This is a genomic window from Moorella thermoacetica, assembly GCF_001267405.1.
In the GTDB taxonomy this organism is placed as follows: Bacteria; Bacillota; DSM-521; order Neomoorellales; family Neomoorellaceae; genus Neomoorella; species Neomoorella thermoacetica.
Window position 1 is genome coordinate 703,637 of sequence record NZ_CP012369.1, and the last position, 14,133, is coordinate 717,769.

Here is a 14,133-nt window from a genome sequence, read left to right on the forward strand (position 1 = left end):
GGTGGGTTGGTTGGCAAAGCAGAAGGCCCTCACAGGTCTGGAAAAGGCGGCTATCTTTTTGATTGCCGTGGGCCCGGAGCTGTCGTCCTTAATTCTCAAGCAGATGGCCCCGGAAGATATCGAGCGCATCACCTACCAGATTGCCAACACCCCTGCGGTCGACCCGACAACCAAGCAGCAGATAATCGACGAGTTCCTGGAACTTAATGATGCCAAGCAGTTTATGCTTCAGGGGGGCATCAAGTACGCCCGCGACGTCCTGGAGAAAACCGTGGGGCCGGCCCGGGCGGCGGAGATTATCAAAAAGCTCCTGGCAACTTCTAAGATCCGGCCTTTTAACATGATCCGCAAGGCCGATCCCAAGCAGCTGGTCAATTTCATTTATAATGAGCACCCCCAGACCATCGCCCTGATCCTGGCTTACCTGGAACCGGAGCAGGCGGCGGTGATCTTGGGAGCCCTGCCGGACCAGCTGCAGGCCGACGTGGCCAAGAGGATCGCCCTCATGGAGCGGGCTTCGCCGGAAACGGTGCGCGAGCTGGAGAGCATCCTGGAACAGCGCCTTTCTTCCCTGGTGGACCAGGACTTTGCCGTTGCCGGCGGGATCAAAAGTCTGGTGGACATCCTGAACCGGGCCGACCGCGGCACGGAACGGACCATCCTGGAATCCCTGGAGCAAGACGACCCCGAACTGGCCGACGAGATCCGCAAGCGGATGTTTGTCTTTGAAGACATCCTCACCCTGGATGATAACTCCATCCGCCGGGTACTGCGGGAAGTCGATCTCAAAGACCTGGCCCTCGCCCTCAAGGCGGCCAGCGAAGACGTGGCCAACCGCATCTACCGCAACCTTTCCAAGCGCGCCGGCGAAATGCTCAAGGAGGATATCGAGTACATGGGCCCGGCTCGCCTGCGAGATGTGGAAGAAGCCCAGCAGCGTATCGTCCAGATTATCCGCCGTTTAGACGAGGCCGGCGAGATTATCATTGCCCGGGGAGGCGAAGACGCCATTGTGGTCTAGAGTGCTGAAGGAAGTCAAGCCGGCCCGGGAGGAAAGGGTAATCCCCCCGCGGCCCCTACGGCTGGTACCGGTGGGAGAAGCTTGTGTCCCCCAGGAAGATGGCGACGTAAACCCCGCGGCCCGGGCGGCGGTGGCTGCCGCCCGGGAAGAGGCTGCAGCCATTATCGCGGCGGCCCGGCAGGAAGCAGAGGTTATTAAGAAGGAGGCCCTGGAAGAACGGGAGCGGGTCCTGGCCGAGGGGAGGGCAGCCGGCGAAGAGCAGGGCTACCGGGAGGGACTGGCCCGGGCTGAGGAGGAAGGTGAGGCTATCCGCCGGGAAGCTGCGGCCATCCGCGAGGAAGCTCGCCGGGTCCTGGAGGAGGCACGGCAGGCTTACCGGGAGACCATCACCGCCGCCGAAGGGGAGATTCTCGACCTGGCCTTAACTATCGCCACCCGGGTGATCGGCCAGGAGGTGGAACAGCGACCGGAAGTGGTCCTGGGCATAGCCCGCCAGGCCATCCGCCAGGTGGCCGAAGGCCAGCACTACATAATCTACGCCTCCCCGGAAGCGGCGGCAATCATCCGCCAGCACCGGGAGGAACTCCTGGCCGAGGCGGCGCCGGAGGCACGGCTGCAGGTCGTTGCCGATCCGGGGTTTAAAACCGGCGGCTGCCGCATTGAGACGGAAAACGGTTTTATCGACGCCAGCGTTGATACCCAGCTGGAAGAAGTGAAAAAAATCCTCCGCGGAGGCGGCCGGCCATGAGTCTGGCTCCTGACCTGACATCTTACCGCCAGCGCCTGGCCGGCGCCACCCTCTGGCGCCGGGGCGGCAAGGTCACCAGGGTGACGGGCCTGACCATCGAAGCCCGGGGGCTGAAGGCGGCTATCGGCGAACTCTGCCGGATCTATAACAACGGCTCCGGCCCCATCGTCGCCGAGGTGGTCGGCTTCCGGGAAGAAGTGACCCTCCTCATGCCCCTGGGGGAGCTGGAGGGCATTGGCCCCGGCTGCCGGGTCATAGCCACAGGCCGCGGCCATTACATCAGGGTGGGGGAGGAACTGCTGGGCCGCGTCTTGGACGGCCTGGGCCGGTCCCTGGACGGCACCGTCCTGGTGAGCGGCGACCCCCAGCCGGTCAACAACCGGCCGCCCAACCCCCTGAGCCGGCGCCGGATCAAGGAAGTCCTGGCTACGGGGGTCAAAGCCATCGACGCCCTTTTGACCTGCGGCTGCGGCCAGCGGGTCGGCATCTTTGCCGGCAGCGGCGTTGGTAAGAGCACCCTCCTGGGGATGATCGCCCGCCACAGCACCGCTGACATCAACGTCATCGCCCTCATCGGCGAGCGCGGCCGGGAGGTGCGGGACTTTATCGAAGGCGACCTGGGGCCGGAGGGCCTGGCCCGCTCCATCGTAGTGGCCGCCACCTCCGACCAGCCGGCCCTGGTGCGGATTAAGGGTGCTTTTACGGCCACGGCCATTGCCGAGTACTTCCGCGACCAGGGGAAAAACGTCCTCCTGATGATGGACTCCCTGACCCGGTTCGCCATCGCCCAGAGGGAGGTGGGCCTGGCCATAGGGGAGCCGCCGACAACCAGGGGTTACACCCCCTCGGTTTTTGCCTCCCTGCCGAAGCTGGTGGAGAGGGCCGGCAACGGCGAGCGGGGTTCCATCACCGGCCTTTACACGGTTCTGGTGGAGGGCGACGATATGAACGAGCCGGTGGCCGACACCGTCCGCGGCCTCCTGGACGGCCACATCGTCCTCTCCCGGCGCCTGGCGGCTGCGAACCACTACCCGGCCATCGACGTCCTCCAGAGCATCAGCCGTCTAATGCCTGAGATCACCTCCCGGGAGCAACAGGAGCAGGCCGGCAAGCTGCGGGATCTCCTGGCGGCCTACCAGGAGGCGGCCGATTTAATTGAGATCGGCGCCTACCAGGCGGGTTCCAACCCCCGGGTGGACGCGGCCCTGAAATACCATGAGGCCATCCAGTCGTTCCTGCGCCAGGGGAAGGATGAATACTTTGCTTTCCAGGATACCCTGGCGGCCCTGGCGGGAATTTTAGCCTAGCCCTTGGCGCCCGGCAGCACCGGGCGGGGCCGGGGGCAGCAACCCTCGCCATCATCCTGCAAATGAAAGGGATCGCCTATGGCTGGTTTTCACTTTTCCCTGGAAAAAGTCCATTCCTATAAATTATCCCTTGAGAAGCAGCTTAAGCTCCAACTGGCCGAGTCTCGCAGGCGCCAGGCAGAAGCCGAGGCTAGTCTAGAGCGTTACCGAAGCCTGCGCGCCGGTGCTCCGGCAATTGAGGGCGCCGTAGCGGTGGAAGAACTCATCCAGAAAGCGGCTTACCTGGAAGCCCTGGACGGCCGCATCGCCTGCCAGCAGGAAGAGGTCGCCCGGGCGAGCCGCGTGGTCACCGAGGGGCGGGAGAAAGTCCAGGCGGCCATGCAGGAGCGCAAAGTCCTGGACCGGCTGAGGGAACGCCAGTTCCAGGACTATAAGTACAACCTGGCCCGGGAGGAGCAAAAGCAGGTGGACGAGGCTGCCGGCAGCCGCTTTTACCGCCGCACATTTGAATAGGCGGCCATCTTCTTTAAAAATAGCCGTCAATTCTTTAGACATCCTTCGTTGAAAGGAGGTGCCAGAATGACTGTCGCGTCTATTAGCAGGTCCAGTGACCTGGAACTGCTGACCAGGACCAGGGAGCACTATCCAGAGCCGGCGGTAGATTTTATTTCCTTCCTGGCGGGGCTGATCCAGCAACCGGCCCACCTTGATCGTCCTGGGGTTTACAATCCCTCCCAGGGGGAAACCGGGGGTCAGGACGGGAACGCCAGGGGAGGATTGCAGGAGCCGGCCGTGCCTGAACCGGCAGGCATAGCGGGCGGACCCGTCAGGAAGGCGATGGGAAGCCCCCGGGAGGCTGATGCCCGGCCGACAGGGCCGGGAGACGGCTACCAGGCCAACGCAGGGGCGGAAGGGACGGCCGGATCCGGTTCCAGTGGGCAGGTCACTGGCCGGGACGCTCCTGCCGCCGCTGCCGGCAAGGAAGCTCCCGCCGGCGGGAAAGGCGCTCCCCGCAGCGGCTTTCAGGCCGGTGACAGCAGGCGAACCGCCGCCGCGCAGGATAAGGTCGCGGCCTGGGATCAGGTAAAGGGCGAAACATCCTCCTCGGCCGGGAAAGCCGTGGAAGCGCACCAGGCGACTTCGCTCCTCGCCGTCGCTGCCGCTAACGTGCAGGACGAGGCCGGCGCCGGGGCCGCCGGCAGAGGTTCCAGACAGCTGCTCCGGGGAAACTGGCCTGACCTGGCAAGCCGGATTGAGGCCGTACCCTGGATGGGAGCGGCCAGGAAGGCCGCCGTGATAAAAGGTAAAGGCCAGGTCCAGGGGGGCCTGCCGGCAGGAGTAAACACCCGGGAGACGGCGACGACCGGCCCGGGCACCCCGGGAACAACCCGACCGGCCGGGACCCCTGCGGAAGGGGCCTTAAAAACCGGCCTGCCTTTAGAGGGAGAAGGGCGACAAGCCAGCGCCGGGAAACCCGTTACCGATGCAAATAGTATGGAAATTGCTGACAGGTCGGCAGGGATGCCCTTTGTTCCCGATAACCGGCAGGCGCCGATGGCTTCCGGGGAAGGGAGACCCCCTGTCAGAGGGCCGGTTCCCGGTAACAGCTTGCTGGCCGGTGACTATAATCCTGCAAATACCGGGCCGAGTAACCGCGAGCCGGCCGGGGAGACCCTGACAAGCAGCGGTGGTAGTTCGCCGGTGGGGCCGGCCGCTTTTAACGCCGTCATGGGAGGAAACAGCCAGCAGGCGGGGAACCAGGTAGCCCAGATCAACAACCTGCCGGAGGTGTTTGCCACCATCCTCAGCACAGCCCGCCTGGCCGCCACCAACGGCAGGCAGGAACTGGAACTCCAGCTGCAACCGGAAAACCTGGGTAAATTGAAACTCCGGGCTTTACTGGACGGGGGGCGGTTGACCCTGCAACTGCTGGTAGAAAGCAGCGAAGCCGCCCGGGCCCTCCAGGCGGCGGTGCCGGAAATGCGCCAGGCCGCGGCCGTCCAGGGCCTGCGCCTGGACCAGGTCCAGGTGCAGGTGGGCGGCGATGGCCAGGGCGGCGGCCGCCACCAGGCAGACAGCCAGGGTGAATACCGCCAGGGTGCCGGCTGGCGGCGCCAGTCCCCGGGGTGGCCGGGTAGCCCGGACCTGGAAGGAACCATTAACCGGTACCGGCTGGATTACCTGGCCTGAGGTAACTGGCCGGCGGATTTTAGCCGCCCGGCGGGCCTTAATACCAGGCTCGCAGTAGTGAACACCCGGTGCTAGCTTATTATTAGCTCTGAATCAAGGGGGAGTGATGATGAACGTCACCGGGGTGACGGCTGCTACCACGGGAACAACCAGCACAGTGCCCAACAAGGGCCTGGGTAAGGACGACTTTCTGAAGCTACTGGCAGCCCAGCTCCAAAACCAGGACCCGCTGAACCCTGTGAGTAACACCGATTTTATCGCCCAGATGGCCCAGTTCAGCGTCCTGGAACAGATGAACAACTTATATGAGAGCTTCAATGAGGCCTTAATGCTCCAGGCGGTAGGGTTGATCGGCAAAGAAGTGACCGCCAGGATCAACGACCAGACCCTGACGGGAACGGTGAGTAAAGTTAACTGGAGCCCGGAGGGGATCATCCTGACGGTGGGGGAGCAGCAGGTATCTTTGAAGGATGTCCAGGAGGTAGCCCTGCCGGCAAACGCGTCACCAACACCGGCCGCCGCCGGGTAGCCACCAGTTATGCCGCGGTGGCGCTTGGAGAGTAAAAAGGCATCAGCCCCCGGCCTGTTTTGGGGCGGGAAGTTGCCTGCAAGTAATAACTGGCTGATAGCAGTGACAAGACCGGGCTTAAAGTTGAGATCCTGATAAACTGTTGATGGGCAACTTGTTATGGGCTAGCCGAGAGATCAGGTGATAGGAATGGCTATTGTCGACCCGCGAGTATTAACGCCGTTAAAGGCCCCGGTTCCGGCAGTGAAACCATCGCCGGGACCAATTGGAAAGGGAGCCAGAGCTGCCGTATCTTTCCAGACGGTGTTAAAGGAACAGATGGGCGGTCTCAAGTTTTCCCGCCACGCCAGCGAGCGCCTGGAAAGCCGGGGGATAAACCTCTCGGCGCAACAAATGGCCCGCCTGGAGGATGGTGTGCGAAGGGCCGCCGGCAAGGGCGCCCGGGAATCCCTGGTGCTCCTGGACGACCTGGCCCTGGTGGTCAGCGTCAAGAACCGCACGGTCATCACCGCCGCCGCCAGGCAGGACCTGCAAGAGAACGTCTTTACCAATATCGACAGCGCCGTGTTGCTATAAAGGTTTTCAGGTTCGGCCTCTGGTACGGCCTCCAGATAATGAACGGTTTTTTACCAGCAATATTACTTTCATCACAGGGCCGGACCCCGAAGGGGAGGCCCGCAGGCTGCCGAACGACAGAGGCGGCCGAAAAGAAGGGGGTAATTTACCATGATGCGTTCCCTTTATTCCGGCGTGTCGGGCTTACGCACCCACCAGACACGCATGGACGTCATCGGCGACAACATCGCCAACGTCAACACCGTGGGTTTCAAGCGCAGCGCCGTGACCTTTAAAGACGTCTTTTACCAGACCCTGCGCGGCGGCTCGGCCGGCGATAGCGGGGGGACAGGAATGGGTGGTACCAACCCCCAGCAAATCGGCCTGGGCGTCACTTTAGGGAGCATTGATGTGGTGCATACCCAGGGCGCCGCCGCGTCCACTGGCAATGGGACGGACTTAATGATCCAGGGAGATGGATTCTTCAGGGTTTCCGATGGGACGAATACTTATTATACCCGCGCCGGGGCCTTTCACTTCGACAACGAAGGGTTCCTGGTGACAACAGACGGATTAAAGGTTTTGGGAACTGATGATAACCCAATCCAGATTGCTGATATGAACGATCCAACTACCATGCCCCAGAGTTATAGCATTGACAAGATGGGTGTAGTGCATTACGTGGACAGTACAGGAGCAGCCCTGCAAGCGGGGACGATCAGCATAGCCAAGTTTTCCAACCCTTCCGGTTTAGAAAAAATTGGCCAAAACCTTTACCGGGCTACAACCAGCTCGGGTGATCCGGGCTCGGAACTTACTCCTGGTCAGGGCTCCTTGGCCAATACCACCATCATCCCCTCGGCCCTGGAGATGTCCAATGTCGACCTGGCCCAGGAGTTTACCGACATGATCATCACCGAGCGCGGCTTCCAGGCCAATGCCCGGACCATCACAACATCCGACCAGATGCTTCAGGAGCTGGTTAACCTGAAACGGTAACTCTACAATGTATTATAAATGAACCTTAAGGGACGGATTTCCTGGAAGCAACCTGGCGGAAAAAACGTCCGGTTCTATAAGGGCGGCCAGGGTGACCCCGGCAGTGTCCGGGGCCCGGAGGTGTCTTCCTGGGAACCTTCTCTGGCGCAAGAGTAGATTTTGTCCATAGCGATTGTCGACCCTAACCAAAACGAAAATGAAGGAATAACAGGGAGTTGGGGGCTATAAAGGCCCCGACTTCCTGCCTCTGACTTCTGATTTACAGGGGGCGGCAGGCATGATCAAGGTTACCACCCTGGATAAGCGGGAGATAATCCTCAATGCCGAACTAATCGAGCGGATTGAGAGCGTGCCGGAAACAGTCATTACCCTGACCAGCGGTAAGAAGATCCTGGTGACCCAGACGGCCGAGGAGATTATGGAACGGGTGATCGCCTACCGGCGCCTGATCCTCCAGCCGGTCGACTCTCAGGACGGGGTGAATTAGAGGTTGCATCGGATAGATTTTATGACCGTGCTGGGCATTGTGGCCGGTATCGGGCTCATGGTCGGCGCCCTCATCATGGGCGGTAACCCGAAACTCTTCTGGAGCGTGCCCTCGCTGATGGTCACCGTGGGCGGGTCATTTGCCGCCGTGCTTATCAACTTCAGCTTTCAGGATATCAAGAACGTCTTTGGCACCGTGAAACAGGCCTTTACCACCGACCTCATGGACCCGGAAGAACTCATCGAGGTCTTCGGCGAGCTGGCCCGCAAGGCCCGGCGGGAGGGGTTGCTCGCCCTGGAGGATGACGCCAACCGCCTGGAGGACCCCTTCTTCGCCAAGGGCATCCAGATGATGGTCGACGCCATGGAGCCCCAGATGATCCGGGAGATCCTGGAGACGGATATGGCCTACATGGCCCGGCGCCATGAGATTGGTTACGGCATCTTTAAAACCTGGGGGAACCTAGCGCCTTCCTTCGGCCTCATCGGCACCCTCATCGGCCTGGTGCAGATGCTCGCCAAATTGGATAAGCCGGAGACCCTGGGCCCCAGCATGGCCCTGGCCCTGATTACGACTTTCTACGGCGCCATTATGGCCTACATGATCTTTATCCCCCTGGCGGGGAAATTGAGTCTCCGCAGCGAGCAGGAGATGATGCTGCACCAGATGATGCTGGAGGGCATTATCGCCATCCAGTCGGGGGTGAACCCGCGCATCCTGGAAGAACACCTGCGCTCTTTCCTGGCGCCGGTCAGTAACCGCCGCCGGCAGCCGGGAGAAGAAACTTTATCCGGTGAAGAAGCCTTCCGGCAAAGGATTTGATCCGGGGCAGCCGCTCCTGTAGTCCCTCTTTAGATGATGTTGCGTCGCCGTCACGAACCCTGAAAACGCAAGGCTATATGGTGGCCTTTGGTCCTGGAAAGGCAGAGGAAGTAGTTCTTGATTCGGGTGCAATTTCCTGGAGCGTAAATTTTTAGGGAGAGATACCGGCCATGGCCGTTAAAAAGTGGCAAAAGAAATCAGAAGAGGGAGCCCCTACCTGGATGATCACCTATTCCGACCTCATGACCCAGCTGGTGGTTTTCTTTGTCCTGCTTTTTTCCTTCTCCGTTATTAACCAGCAAAAGTTCCAGCAGTTTATCGCTTCCTACCAGGGAATGGGGATCCTGGACGGGGGCGTGTCGCCCATCGTTGAGACTGAACCCGCCCCGAGCAATTACCCCGAGAACCTGCAAACACCGGAAGCGGCGGCGGCTCTGGCCCGGGCCCAGGAGATGATGCAGACCTACCAGACGGTGAAGAACTTTCTTACCGCGAACGGCCTGGAGTCCGAGGTGGAGGTTCGTTACGAAGACCGGGGAATCGCCCTGGATATCAAAGAGCGCATCCTCTTTGATTCCGGCCGGGCGGATTTAAAACCGGAAGCCAGGCAACTGCTGGATAAATTGTCCGGCTTGCTGAGCAGGCTGCCCAACGAGGTCAAGGTTGAGGGCTATACCGACAACCGGCCTATACATACGGTCCAGTTTCCCACCAACTGGGAGCTATCGACGGCCAGGGCGGCGAGGGTGGTACGTTATTTCATCGAAGAACACCACCTGCAGCCGGATCGCTTTATGGCCATAGGTTATGGCGAGTATCATCCACTTTATCCCAACGATTCGCCGGAACATATGGCGGAAAACCGGCGCGTAGTATTACTCCTGGGTGTGAACGGCAGCCAGCAGACCCAGGGAAAAGAGGTGTATAAGAATGCCCCCTAAAGAAGCAGCAGAGAAAACAACCGAAAAAAGGGAGACCAGGGGCCGGTCCCTGGTGACTGTCCTTTTGCTCCTGGTGGTCCTCCTGTTGAGCGGCGGCTACGTTTATTACTTTTTCTTCGGCGGCAACAGCCGTGGTATGGCGGCGGCGCCCACCGGCAACAACCCTGAACCGGCGGCGCTGCAGAAATTGAGCCTGGATAGTATTGTCGTCAACCTGGCTGATCCCGGCCTGCACCATTATCTACGGGCGAAGATTACCATGGAATACAGCGACCCCAAATTGGCTACCGAGCTCAATGATAAGCTTTACCGCGTCCGGGACACCATCATTTCCGTACTGCGGAGCAAGAAAACCGACGACCTGCAGAACGAGGAAGCCCTGAAGCGGGAACTCCTGACGGCCATAAATTCCCAGCTGACGGCCGGGCAGGTGCGGGCCCTTTATTTTGAAGAGTTTATTATCCAGTAGAGGAGTTCCAAAGATGGGGTTAACGGAAGAGGAGATCCAGAAGCTTTTACAGGCTATGGAAGCCGGGGAAGACCAGCCACGGGTGGAGAAGGCCCGTTTTGCCCCCCTGCAGCCGGCGCCGGCGCCCGGCGTTACGGCCGATTTCAAGCGCATCGCCGACGTACCCCTGCGCCTGAAAGCCGAGCTCGGCCGGACCCGCATGACGGTCAAGGAAATCCTGGACTTAAAGGACGGGTCCGTCATTGTCCTGGATAAACTGGCGGGCGAACCGGTGGACTTGCTGGTGAACGACATTCCCCTGGCGAAGGGCGAGGTCGTGGTGATTAACGACGCCTTTGGCGTCAGGATCAACAGCCTGGCGGCCGTCGAGGAAGAAGGGCAGAGTTAGGATGGATCGCGAACTGGTCCTGGCCCTGGTACGCCTGGCGATCTTCCTACCCCTGGTCCTGGCCCTGGCCTATATCACCGTGCGCTTCGGCCTGGGTCGTGTCACCGGCCTGGCCACTGGTTCCGGGAATCTAGAAGTGCTGGAGCGGGTACAGTTGAGTAACAAAACCGGACTGGCGGTTATCCGCTGTGGGGAAAGGTATTTCCTGGTCGGCCTGGGGGATGGACCCCCGGCGTTGCTCGCGGAGCTGCCCGATTACCCGGCAGAAGTAGCCGAGGCCGGGGAGATCAAAGTCTATCCATTACAATCCCTGGAGAAAGGGGAGCCAGGGGCGGTTACCGGAGGTACAGGCCGGGTGGCAGAGTTGTTGCAGGCCGGCTGGCAGAGGCTCAGGCGACATGATGGCTAGGGATCTAGCGACGGTGGGGCGGCGACGGCGGCAGGTGCAGATGCCGGCGTACCGCAGCCGGCCGGATTGGCCGGGGGCGGGGGGATTCCACCGGGCGGGGCCAGTGGAGCAGGGCACCGGTTTCGCCCTGGAAGAAGCCACTGCGGTGGAGAGCAATGGCCGGGGGACCCCGCCGGCCGTAAGGCAGCCGTTATGGCCCCTGGTCCTGGGAGGCGCGGCCTTGCTGGCCGGATTGGTCCTGGGGCTTAGACCGGCCCTGGCCCAGCCGGTTCCCGTGCCCCAGGTGAACCTGAACCTGGCCCAGACCACCGACCCGCGCCAGGTGGTGGACACCGTCAGGCTGCTGATCCTGCTGACAGTTCTGGCCCTGGCGCCGGCCCTGGTCCTGCTGATGACCTCCTTTACCAGGATAATCGTTGTCCTGTCCTTCGTTCGCAGTGCCCTGGCCACCCAGCAGACGCCGCCCAACCAGATCTTAATCGGCCTGGCCCTGTTCCTGACCTTTTTCATCATGGCGCCGGTTTACAACCAGGTAAAGACCCAGGCCATCGACCCTTACCTGGCGGGGCGAATAACCCAGGAGCAGGCCCTGGCCGCCGGGGCCCGGCCGGTGAGAGAGTTTATGTACCGCCAGACCCGGGAAAAAGACCTGGCCCTGTTCGTCCACATGTCCGGCATGGCCCAGCCCCGCACCCGGGACGATGTGCCCCTGCATGTCCTGATCCCGGCCTTTATCATCAGCGAGCTGAAAACGGCCTTCCAGATGGGCTTTTTGATCTACATCCCGTTCCTGATAATCGATCTGGTAATTGCCAGTACCCTCATGGCCATGGGCATGTTTATGGTACCGCCAGTGATGATCTCTCTACCTTTTAAACTCATGCTCTTTGTCCTGGTTGACGGCTGGTACTTGGTTGTCAAGTCCTTGCTGGAGAGTTTTTAGGGAGGCAGTACTATGACCCAGGAATTCGTTATCCACCTGGCCAGGGAGGCCCTGACCACCGCCCTGCTGCTGGCGGCGCCGGCCTTAAGCTTAAGCCTCCTTGTCGGCGTGGGGATCAGCATTCTCCAGGCGACGACCCAGATCCAGGAGCAGACGCTGACCTTTGTACCCAAGATTATCGCTGTTATACTGGGCATGCTTCTGCTGGGTTCCTGGATGCTTAATACCCTGATCCAGTTTACTACCGATATTTTTGGCAACCTGGGCAGCCTGGTGAAGTAGATTAAGGTGAAAGCTGGAATACGACTCGACCAATAATTACATTTTGGCAGGACGCGATTTATGGAGGAGCACTGATGAGCTATTTAACCCAGGCAGAGATATTTTTCCTGGTCCTGGTCCGGACAACGGCCTTTTTCGTGACCGCCCCTTTTTTCGGTATTCGTGGCGTCCCGACTATGGTCAAGGCCGGTCTGGGTTTCCTGGTGGCCTTGCTCCTGCTGCCAGTTCTGCCGGCAGATCAACCAGTATTTAACAGCAGCTGGGTTTACGCCCTGGCCGTCCTCAACGAGTCTCTGGCGGGCCTGGCCCTGGGTTACCTGGCCAGCCTCATTTTCAGTGCCATCCAGATGGCCGGGCAACTCCTGGATATCCACATGGGCCTGGCTATGGCCACCCTCTTTGACCCCCAGAACGCTGCCAGCACCACCATTATGGGCCAGTTTTTCGCGATCCTCGGGTTGCTCCTTTTTTTCCAGCTGGACGGCCATCATACCCTGCTCCTGGCCTTGCAGGAGAGTTTTCGCCTTTTGCCCCTGGGCGGGGTCCATTTTGACGGCAACCTTCTCTGGGCGGTGGTGAAGCTTTTTGCTGGTACCTTTGCCCTGGCCCTGCAGATTGCAGCGCCGTTAATTGCCGTCCTGCTCATTGCCGATCTCGCCCTGAGCCTGGTGGCCAGGACGGTGCCCCAGCTAAATGTTTTTATCCTGGGTTTTCCCTTGAAGGTAGGCCTGGGGCTCCTGGTCATGATTGCCCTCCTGCCCCTCCTGGCGACGGTATTCAGTAATATCTTCAGCCAGATGGAGCACGACCTGGCCCTGCTCATACGGGGTTGGCCGCGGTGATGAGAGCACATAACCTGTTGGCATTTTACGGCGACCAGGACGTGACGGGTAGACACTTAATCAACCTGCAGCTTTTTGCCGAGGAAAAAACCGAGGAGGCGACCCCCCACCGCCTCCAGGAAGTGCGCCAGAAGGGCCAGGTGGCCCGGAGCAATGACCTGAGTACGGCCATGGTGCTGCTGGCGTGTGTGGTATTCCTTTACTGGCGGCGGGAAACCTTTTACCAGGCCATGGCGGACCTGATTACCAGTACCCTCCAGGATGGCTGGCATCAGCAGCTGGATGGCGGTTCGCTGATGGCCCTCGGCAGCCAGCTGGCCTTAAAGGTAGGGCTGCTCCTGGCCCCCCTTCTGGCCCTGGCAGCGGCCGTCGGCCTGGCGGCCAATTTCGCCCAGACGGGCTTTGTCTTCTCCCTGGAACCGTTACTCCCGCGCCTGGAGAACCTGGACCCGGTGAAGGGCATGCAGCGCTTCTTTTCCCGGCGGGCCTTGATGGAACTCCTCAAAAGCCTGGCCAAGGTGGTTGTCGTCAGCCTGGTGGTCTGGCAGCTGGTTAAGGGGCAGTTTACCCAGCTTCTGCTGACCGTTGATATGGGGTTGCCGGCCACCCTGGACCTGGTGAGCCGGATGGTCTACCGGGTGGGTCTGGGTACAGTGGCCGTATTTCTGGCCCTGGCGGCGGCCGATTATGTCTTCCAGCGGCGGGAGTACCAGAAAAACCTGCGTATGACCAGGCAGGAAGTAAAAGAAGAAATGAAGCAGATGGAAGGCGACCCCCTGGTGCGTTCCCGGTTGCGGGAGAAGCAGCGCCAGCTGGCCCGGCACCGGATGATGCACGCCGTGCCGGAAGCCACGGTGGTCATCACCAACCCCACCCATGTGGCTGTAGCCCTGCGTTACCGGGAAGAGGAGAGGGCGCCGCGAGTGGTGGCCAAGGGTGCCGGGAGCATCGCCGAAAGGATCAAGGCTGTGGCCCGTCGCCACAACGTACCGGTAGTGGAAAACCCGCCGGTGGCCCGTGCCCTCTACCGCCAGGTGGAGCTGGGCCAGGAAATCCCGGTGGCCCTCTACCAGGCGGTAGCCGAGATCCTGGCCCGGATCTACAAGCTGCGGGGGAGATTGTAAGAACCTGCTTCCAGCCTCGAGCGAAGGGCTTGTCAATAACGACCATTTTCGGTAGAAGTTTATTTTCGGGAGAGCTA

General features: G+C 60.8%; 19 protein-coding genes. All 19 read left to right on the plus strand.

Annotated features, from left to right (window positions below; translation table 11 throughout):
* Positions 1–10: 10 nt before the first annotated feature.
* The gene (gene fliG, locus MOTHE_RS03485; RefSeq protein ID WP_011392293.1) at positions 11–1,021 is read left to right on the plus strand and encodes a flagellar motor switch protein FliG; all 1,011 of its coding nucleotides are present in this window, start codon (positions 11–13) and stop codon (positions 1,019–1,021) included.
* A complete protein-coding gene (locus MOTHE_RS03490; RefSeq protein ID WP_011392294.1) occupies positions 1,011–1,769 on the plus strand; it encodes a FliH/SctL family protein in 759 nt (252 codons plus the stop codon). Before fliG ends, MOTHE_RS03490 begins: the two co-directional genes overlap by 11 nt.
* Positions 1,766–3,076: a flagellar protein export ATPase FliI gene (gene fliI / locus MOTHE_RS03495; RefSeq protein ID WP_011392295.1), complete on the plus strand. Its 1,311-nt coding sequence runs from the start codon at positions 1,766–1,768 to the stop codon at positions 3,074–3,076. Before MOTHE_RS03490 ends, fliI begins: the two co-directional genes overlap by 4 nt.
* 78 nt (positions 3,077–3,154) lie before the next feature.
* The gene (fliJ, locus tag MOTHE_RS03500; RefSeq protein WP_011392296.1) at positions 3,155–3,589 is read left to right on the plus strand and encodes a flagellar export protein FliJ; all 435 of its coding nucleotides are present in this window, start codon (positions 3,155–3,157) and stop codon (positions 3,587–3,589) included.
* A 66-nt stretch (positions 3,590–3,655) separates the two neighbouring features.
* The gene (locus tag MOTHE_RS03505) at positions 3,656–5,266 is read left to right on the plus strand and encodes a flagellar hook-length control protein FliK (RefSeq protein WP_011392297.1); all 1,611 of its coding nucleotides are present in this window, start codon (positions 3,656–3,658) and stop codon (positions 5,264–5,266) included.
* A gap of 106 nt (positions 5,267–5,372) precedes the next feature.
* The gene (locus MOTHE_RS03510) at positions 5,373–5,795 is read left to right on the plus strand and encodes a flagellar hook capping FlgD N-terminal domain-containing protein (RefSeq protein ID WP_011392298.1); all 423 of its coding nucleotides are present in this window, start codon (positions 5,373–5,375) and stop codon (positions 5,793–5,795) included.
* A 189-nt stretch (positions 5,796–5,984) separates the two neighbouring features.
* On the plus strand, positions 5,985–6,371 hold the full coding sequence (locus MOTHE_RS03515) for a TIGR02530 family flagellar biosynthesis protein (RefSeq protein ID WP_011392299.1): 387 nt from the start codon (positions 5,985–5,987) through the stop codon (positions 6,369–6,371).
* Positions 6,372–6,521: 150 nt separating this feature from the next.
* Positions 6,522–7,349, plus strand: coding sequence for a flagellar hook-basal body complex protein (locus MOTHE_RS03520; protein WP_011392300.1), 828 nt, complete (start codon positions 6,522–6,524; stop codon positions 7,347–7,349).
* A gap of 18 nt (positions 7,350–7,367) precedes the next feature.
* Positions 7,368–7,505 (plus strand): hypothetical protein, encoded by a 138-nt coding sequence (locus tag MOTHE_RS13245; protein WP_158499097.1) that lies wholly within the window; start codon positions 7,368–7,370, stop codon positions 7,503–7,505.
* Between the two features lie 121 nt (positions 7,506–7,626).
* Positions 7,627–7,836 carry a flagellar FlbD family protein gene (locus tag MOTHE_RS03525; RefSeq protein ID WP_011392301.1) on the plus strand — a complete coding sequence of 70 codons (210 nt, stop codon included), beginning with the start codon at positions 7,627–7,629 and terminating at the stop codon, positions 7,834–7,836.
* 21 nt (positions 7,837–7,857) lie between these two features.
* On the plus strand, positions 7,858–8,658 hold the full coding sequence (locus MOTHE_RS03530) for a motility protein A (protein ID WP_201776974.1): 801 nt from the start codon (positions 7,858–7,860) through the stop codon (positions 8,656–8,658).
* 170 nt (positions 8,659–8,828) lie between these two features.
* Positions 8,829–9,599 carry an OmpA family protein gene (locus MOTHE_RS03535; RefSeq protein ID WP_011392303.1) on the plus strand — a complete coding sequence of 257 codons (771 nt, stop codon included), beginning with the start codon at positions 8,829–8,831 and terminating at the stop codon, positions 9,597–9,599.
* Positions 9,589–10,068 (plus strand): flagellar basal body-associated FliL family protein, encoded by a 480-nt coding sequence (locus MOTHE_RS03540; protein WP_053094684.1) that lies wholly within the window; start codon positions 9,589–9,591, stop codon positions 10,066–10,068. Before MOTHE_RS03535 ends, MOTHE_RS03540 begins: the two co-directional genes overlap by 11 nt.
* A gap of 13 nt (positions 10,069–10,081) precedes the next feature.
* A complete protein-coding gene (fliN, locus tag MOTHE_RS14080) occupies positions 10,082–10,456 on the plus strand; it encodes a flagellar motor switch protein FliN (protein WP_011392305.1) in 375 nt (124 codons plus the stop codon).
* A gap of 1 nt (position 10,457) precedes the next feature.
* Positions 10,458–10,865, plus strand: coding sequence for a flagellar biosynthetic protein FliO (gene fliO, locus MOTHE_RS03550; protein WP_011392306.1), 408 nt, complete (start codon positions 10,458–10,460; stop codon positions 10,863–10,865).
* Complete coding sequence (gene fliP / locus MOTHE_RS03555; RefSeq protein ID WP_011392307.1) at positions 10,855–11,808, plus strand: flagellar type III secretion system pore protein FliP; 954 nt, start codon at positions 10,855–10,857, stop codon at positions 11,806–11,808. Before fliO ends, fliP begins: the two co-directional genes overlap by 11 nt.
* A gap of 12 nt (positions 11,809–11,820) precedes the next feature.
* Complete coding sequence (gene fliQ, locus MOTHE_RS03560) at positions 11,821–12,090, plus strand: flagellar biosynthesis protein FliQ (RefSeq protein ID WP_011392308.1); 270 nt, start codon at positions 11,821–11,823, stop codon at positions 12,088–12,090.
* 74 nt (positions 12,091–12,164) lie between these two features.
* Positions 12,165–12,932 (plus strand): flagellar biosynthetic protein FliR, encoded by a 768-nt coding sequence (gene fliR, locus MOTHE_RS03565; RefSeq protein ID WP_011392309.1) that lies wholly within the window; start codon positions 12,165–12,167, stop codon positions 12,930–12,932.
* Between the two features lie 17 nt (positions 12,933–12,949).
* Positions 12,950–14,056 carry a flagellar biosynthesis protein FlhB gene (flhB, locus tag MOTHE_RS03570; protein ID WP_162490039.1) on the plus strand — a complete coding sequence of 369 codons (1,107 nt, stop codon included), beginning with the start codon at positions 12,950–12,952 and terminating at the stop codon, positions 14,054–14,056.
* Positions 14,057–14,133: the final 77 nt, after the last annotated feature.

Coding starts and splice junctions, on each gene's coding strand:
- fliI (WP_011392295.1), top strand. CDS start 1,766: ATGAGTCTGGCTCCTGACCTGACATCTTACCGCCAGCGCCTGGCCGGC.
- fliJ (WP_011392296.1), top strand. CDS start 3,155: ATGGCTGGTTTTCACTTTTCCCTGGAAAAAGTCCATTCCTATAAATTA.
- MOTHE_RS03505 (WP_011392297.1), top strand. CDS start 3,656: ATGACTGTCGCGTCTATTAGCAGGTCCAGTGACCTGGAACTGCTGACC.
- MOTHE_RS03510 (WP_011392298.1), top strand. CDS start 5,373: ATGATGAACGTCACCGGGGTGACGGCTGCTACCACGGGAACAACCAGC.
- MOTHE_RS03515 (WP_011392299.1), top strand. CDS start 5,985: ATGGCTATTGTCGACCCGCGAGTATTAACGCCGTTAAAGGCCCCGGTT.
- MOTHE_RS03520 (WP_011392300.1), top strand. CDS start 6,522: ATGATGCGTTCCCTTTATTCCGGCGTGTCGGGCTTACGCACCCACCAG.
- MOTHE_RS13245 (WP_158499097.1), top strand. CDS start 7,368: ATGAACCTTAAGGGACGGATTTCCTGGAAGCAACCTGGCGGAAAAAAC.
- MOTHE_RS03525 (WP_011392301.1), top strand. CDS start 7,627: ATGATCAAGGTTACCACCCTGGATAAGCGGGAGATAATCCTCAATGCC.
- MOTHE_RS03530 (WP_201776974.1), top strand. CDS start 7,858: ATGACCGTGCTGGGCATTGTGGCCGGTATCGGGCTCATGGTCGGCGCC.
- MOTHE_RS03535 (WP_011392303.1), top strand. CDS start 8,829: ATGGCCGTTAAAAAGTGGCAAAAGAAATCAGAAGAGGGAGCCCCTACC.
- MOTHE_RS03540 (WP_053094684.1), top strand. CDS start 9,589: ATGCCCCCTAAAGAAGCAGCAGAGAAAACAACCGAAAAAAGGGAGACC.
- fliN (WP_011392305.1), top strand. CDS start 10,082: ATGGGGTTAACGGAAGAGGAGATCCAGAAGCTTTTACAGGCTATGGAA.
- fliO (WP_011392306.1), top strand. CDS start 10,458: ATGGATCGCGAACTGGTCCTGGCCCTGGTACGCCTGGCGATCTTCCTA.
- fliP (WP_011392307.1), top strand. CDS start 10,855: ATGATGGCTAGGGATCTAGCGACGGTGGGGCGGCGACGGCGGCAGGTG.
- fliQ (WP_011392308.1), top strand. CDS start 11,821: ATGACCCAGGAATTCGTTATCCACCTGGCCAGGGAGGCCCTGACCACC.
- fliR (WP_011392309.1), top strand. CDS start 12,165: ATGAGCTATTTAACCCAGGCAGAGATATTTTTCCTGGTCCTGGTCCGG.